The 413-nt window shown below is 68.3% G+C and carries 1 protein-coding gene; it reads right to left on the bottom strand.

Going from position 1 to position 413, the window contains the following annotated elements:
- On the bottom strand, positions 1 to 413 hold a 413-nt coding region (locus tag G3I71_RS48770), incomplete at both ends, for an ABC transporter substrate-binding protein (RefSeq protein WP_239149823.1).

Genomic DNA, 413 nt, shown 5'->3' with positions numbered 1-413 from the left:
GGTGGCCAGGAAGGGGAACTTGCCCTCGGGCTTGCGGAGTTTGAAGACGATCGTCCTCGCGTCCGGCACGACGATGGAGTCGAGGCCCTTCCCGCCGTCCTTGTAGGGGCCCTCGTAGCTCTCCCCGCCGACCAGCCAGTCCCTCAAGTAGGGCGCGCCACCCGAGAGTTCGGCGGCGAAGGACCGTTCGATGCCGTACTTGACGTCGGCGGTGGTGATCGGGGAGCCGTCCTCGTACTTCAGCCCGTCCTTGAGGGTGTACGTCCACTCGGTGGCGTCGGCGTTGGGCTTGCCGAGGTCGGTGGCGAGGTCGGGGACGACCTTCGCGCCCTCCGGTCCGTCCTCGCGGTTGCGGGTGGTCAGGGTGCGGAAGACCAGCGAGGGAACGTTTCCGCCGCCCGAGGTGTAGAGCC

The sequence above is a fragment of the Streptomyces sp. SID12501 genome, from assembly GCF_010550245.1.
GTDB lineage: Bacteria > Actinomycetota > Actinomycetes > Streptomycetales > Streptomycetaceae > Streptomyces.
Note: the sequence above shows the minus strand (reverse complement) of the source record. Positions and strands in the feature narration are given on the sequence as shown.